Here is a 4,519-nt window from a genome sequence, read left to right on the forward strand (position 1 = left end):
AGCTGCCGCGTCCCACCCTTGGGCTTGGGTATGACGGCGGCTCGGATCAGGCTGGGGTGATACTCATCGGCCAGCAACCGCTCACGCAGCGTTGGCCAGTGCTGTTTTAAGTGGTCAGCCAGTTGATGCACCGTCATGCCATCGACACCCGGTGCGCCTTTGTTGCTGATCACCTTACGGTAAGCTCGCTCCATGTTTTCCGGATCAACGACCCGTTCCATGAGCGAGTTGGGCTCCGCTTTCGTCCACGATAACGACGCCGGGCTCGTCTCGACGCTCACCGGCCGGGACTCGGGGTACTGCCCCTGCCCCTCTGGGTGAGTGACGGTATTAGCGTCAGTGTCTGTCTTCATGATCGATCCTCGAGACGTTATCGCCTACTCGCGGTTCTCCATGTTCGGCCCTTGGTGCCGCGGTGAACCGGCACTTACTATGGCCTCTGCTGACTCCTGTTCGCCCATCCCGACACCTCACGGTGTCGGTAGCCAATGGCAGGCAAGCAGGCCTCCCAGGGTAAGACGCGCGACCTTCCCGCTTATGCCTGTCGGATATACGTCATGGCGTTCCGTGCAAGTACCGGGCGTTGATGATTATGGCCATCTTACCCCGCCACACCGCCTCGTATCCGCTTCCTGTTCGTCAGGCCAGCGTTTTGCCTTAGGCTTCCTTCAGATTCCCCCTCGCGGGAGACACCCTTGCCGTCGGCTAGCACTTCCCCTTGCCGGGCGTGCAGGGGACTTTCACCCCCAAGTCATCCTGAGGCACCACCCCCAGGAGCAGCGCCAGTCAAGGCGCTGCGCGCCATGCCTGGCGCACCATAAGAATGGGGAGAAAAGCCTGAGACACGCTTGACTTTGAAGATTGTATAAAATATAAAATATTGAGCTGTGTTACGAGGATGATGATTCCGAGAGCAACGCGATGGAACTTGGTATGGTCATTCCTATAATAAATTTAATTAATATTAGAGGAATATGTTTCATGAAAAACACACGCTTAGCAAACTTAGCATGTGTAGCAGCATCAGCTTTTTTTACAGCGAATGCTTTTGCTGCTGAGGTTACATGGAGAGTACCGACTTCAGTGCCTGCTGGTTCGCCGTTTTACGAAAACTTTTTGGAACGGTTTGCTTCAAATGTCTCGCTCCTCACCAATGAGAGAGTTGAAATTCAACCCTATGGTGCTGGCGTTATAGTACCAGCATTGCAAGTCTATGAGGCAGTAAAGGAAGGAACCGTTGAAGCCGGACACTCAACGCCAAGCTACCTCGTAAACCAAGACCCGATTAACTCCATATTCGCCGGGTTTCCAGGTGGTATGGGACCTGAAACCTATGTTAACTGGATCTACGAGGGCGGTGGCAAAGAGGCTTTAACTGAGCTCAGAGCTTCTGAAGGCCTTCATTCACTCATCGTAGGTATTGGTTCAACCGAAGTCTTCGCCCACGCCAACAAAGAAATTACAGGGCCTGACGATTTAAAAGGCCTAAAATATCGCACATCTGGTCCATGGGCGGAGGTGATGAGAGACTATTATGGTGCCGTTCCAACGGTCGTTCCGCCTGGCGAGACCTATACGCTTCTTCAACGTAAAGGGGTAGATGCTGTCGAGTGGGCGACACCGTCTAGCAACCAACCAGAAGGTTTCCATGAGGCTGCGAAATACATTGTTGTTCCAGGTGTGCACCAGCCGACTTTCCTCTGGGAAGTTTTCATGAAACAAGAGACTTGGAATAGTCTGCCTGAGGATCTAAAACCACTACTGGAGGCAGCAGCAAAGCTAACGACATACGAAGCACTGAGTAATTTTTACGATAATGATATTCAGGCAATGGAAGAATATCGTTCTGGGCGAAACGAAGTTATCACGTTAGATGATGCTTTTGTGGACGAGCTTTCTGCGCGCGGGCAGGATTGGATCGCGAATAAGGCAGATGAACAGAATGAAGCAGGTTCATCCAACATGCTCGATCTTCTTGAAGATTACAACGAGTACAAAGAGCGTTGGGAAAACAATAAGGACTACCTGATTAGGAACTAAAGCAGCATAGAGGGAGGTGCGTTCCTCCCTCATTATTCTATAACCAGGATGCTATCATGATTTTTAAATTAATAGACAAGGCTTCTCGTGGTGCTGCGCTTGTTAGTAGGCTTTTGTTTATTATCCTCATCGTTTCCATGCTTTATGAAGTAGTGGCTAGGTACGTTCTTAACGCTTCAACTATCTGGGCATTTGATATTTCCTATATGGCGACGGGGGCTGCTTTTATTTTGGGTGTAGCATGGACCCTGCAAGTAGATGGGCATGTCAAGATAGACGTCATAATACGATTATTGCCTGAAAAAGTGGGTGCCTATGTGTTAGGTGTTGCATATACGTTTTTACTCTGTCCTGTCATGACGATGATGTCTTGGCATGGTTGGAACAAGGCCATAAATGCCTACATGGCAGGGGAAGTTGAGACAGTAAGCACTTGGGGTCCATTAATGTGGCCTTTTTATCTTATTTTAGCAATCGGTTTAAGTATATTTTCCCTGCAACTATTGGCTGAGGGGATTAGGTATTTTTTAGAAAAAGCGCTGAAGAGGAATTAATGATGGAGTCAATGATTGTAGCGTTAATGTTCCCAGCACTTTTTTTGCTAATATTTTTGGGTATACCTATAGCATTTTCTTTAATACTCGTTTCTGTAGCGGCAGGCTGGTTTTCATTTGGCCCAATGATTTTTCAGCAACTCTATGGAAGCATGTATAGTGCGTCTACAAATTATATATTGTCCTCGATACCGCTTTTTGTCCTGATGGGGGCTATACTGGAAAAGTCTGGTATTGCAAAGAATTTATTTGAGGCTATCCAAATTTGGATTGGAAGACTTCCGGGTGGTCTGGCCGTTACGACTATACTCATGGCAGCTATCTTTGCCGCTGCGTCAGGTGTAGTTGGGGCGGTCGAGATTATGATCGGCCTAATGGCTATACCTGCGATGCAAAAATATAAATACAATAATTCGGTGATTACAGGGACAATTTGTGCAGGTGGTTCGCTGGGTACCATTATTCCCCCTACCGTTATTGTTGTAGTTTATGCGGCTTTGGCCCAGATATCGATTGGTGCACTCTTTGCTGCGATCATGATCCCAAGCGGTATCATGGTATCGTTGTTTGTATTGTACATTTTAATTCGGTGTATTTTACGTCCCTCTGATGGCCCCGCGGTTAACGATAAAAGCTTACCAACTATACCCCTGAGCCAAAAAATCACGATTACACTCAAATCTTTGCTGCCACCGCTTCTGCTAATGTTCGCGGTGCTCGGCTCGCTCTTGGGTGGCATAGCCTCTCCAACTGAAGCAGCTGCAGTGGGTGTGGGTGGCGCTACCATTCTGGCGGTTTCCAACAAAGGGATGACAATTTCCTCTCTAGGCGAATCACTCAAGATGACGGTTCGCATCACAGCAATGATCCTTTTGATAGTTGCTGGGGGTACCATGTTTACAGGTATTTTTGCTGTGAATGGTGGGGGAGCCCTAGTAGAAAATATTGCAGAGGCGCTTGGCGGAGGAAGCACAGAAGTGATTATCTTCTTTTTATTGGTCACTTTCCTGTTGGGTTTCGTCTTGGACTGGACATCAATAGTGCTTATCTGTGTGCCAATATTTACACCGATTATAAAGTCGCTTGGCATTGATCCTATTTGGTTCGCGACTTTGGTATTGGTTACGATACAGACCAGCTATTTGACACCTCCCATGGCTTCCTCTATTTTCTATCTTAAGTCGATTGCGCCTAAAGACATTACCTACGGACAGATGTGTAAGGGGGTAGTGCCGTTTATCATCGCACAGTTGATAACTCTAGCTATCGTAGCTATGTTCCCGAGTGTGGCGACATGGCTACCGAGTCAAATAGTGGGCTTCTAACTAGAGATGATAGAATCGCCCAAGAGATTTACATTTAGTATTCTTGGGCGATTGTTTTAGTTGCGCAGATATAGCAAGCATGATTCAGTTTTATCCATAAGTAGTCGGTCCTGGAAAACCAAAAATCACCGTGAAATCATGGCCATGCACCTGGTAGGCGCTCCCGTTTCGGCGTAAAATCTGCTCTATCCCCGCCAAAATCGTGAGAAATCGACATAACTCTCAGCGATCAGCGCCAGAATCCACAGCGCGACCTGCTCAACATCTACCTTGATGACGTCATCAACATGCGCCACGAGTTGGTGCAGATGAGCCAGAGAATCAACTGGTCCGGTTGCGAAAACACTTTTGCATCAGGCTACGCCAGCAATAACGGAAGACCCGGATTGCCCATCCGGTTGCAGGTCGGTCTCCAGATGTTGAAACATCTCTACGGGCTGTCAGATCGCGAGGTGCTGGATCGCTGGGTTGAAAACCCGTATTGGCAGTTTTTCTGCGGTGAAACCCTCTTCCGTCATCGTTTGCCCATGGATGAGACGACCATGCTGCGCTTCAGACAGCGGATTGGTGAAGAAGGGGCTCGTCAGATTTTGAAGATGA

Annotated in this window: 4 protein-coding genes and 1 pseudogene; 4 read left to right on the top strand and 1 reads right to left on the bottom strand. The window is 48.3% G+C overall.

Annotated features, from left to right (window positions below):
• Positions 1 to 353, bottom strand: a pseudogene (locus H146_RS19890) (group II intron reverse transcriptase/maturase); the annotation flags it as partial.
• A 628-nt stretch (positions 354 to 981) separates the two neighbouring features.
• Here H146_RS19890 and dctP point away from each other — a divergent pair.
• The 4 genes from dctP to H146_RS21095 all read left to right on the top strand — a co-directional run.
• Complete coding sequence (gene dctP / locus H146_RS0117860; protein WP_033195868.1) at positions 982 to 2,040, top strand: TRAP transporter substrate-binding protein DctP; 1,059 nt, start codon at positions 982 to 984, stop codon at positions 2,038 to 2,040.
• A gap of 56 nt (positions 2,041 to 2,096) precedes the next feature.
• Complete coding sequence (locus H146_RS0117865; protein ID WP_019953241.1) at positions 2,097 to 2,594, top strand: TRAP transporter small permease subunit; 498 nt, start codon at positions 2,097 to 2,099, stop codon at positions 2,592 to 2,594.
• Between the two features lie 2 nt (positions 2,595 to 2,596).
• The gene (locus tag H146_RS0117870; RefSeq protein ID WP_026352107.1) at positions 2,597 to 3,919 is read left to right on the top strand and encodes a TRAP transporter large permease; all 1,323 of its coding nucleotides are present in this window, start codon (positions 2,597 to 2,599) and stop codon (positions 3,917 to 3,919) included.
• Positions 3,920 to 4,134: 215 nt separating this feature from the next.
• Positions 4,135 to 4,519, top strand: a 385-nt coding sequence (locus H146_RS21095; protein ID WP_245558790.1) for a transposase, incomplete at its 3' end; no start/stop codon positions are given.

The organism is Kushneria aurantia DSM 21353, assembly GCF_000382245.1.
In the GTDB taxonomy this organism is placed as follows: Bacteria; Pseudomonadota; Gammaproteobacteria; order Pseudomonadales; family Halomonadaceae; genus Kushneria; species Kushneria aurantia.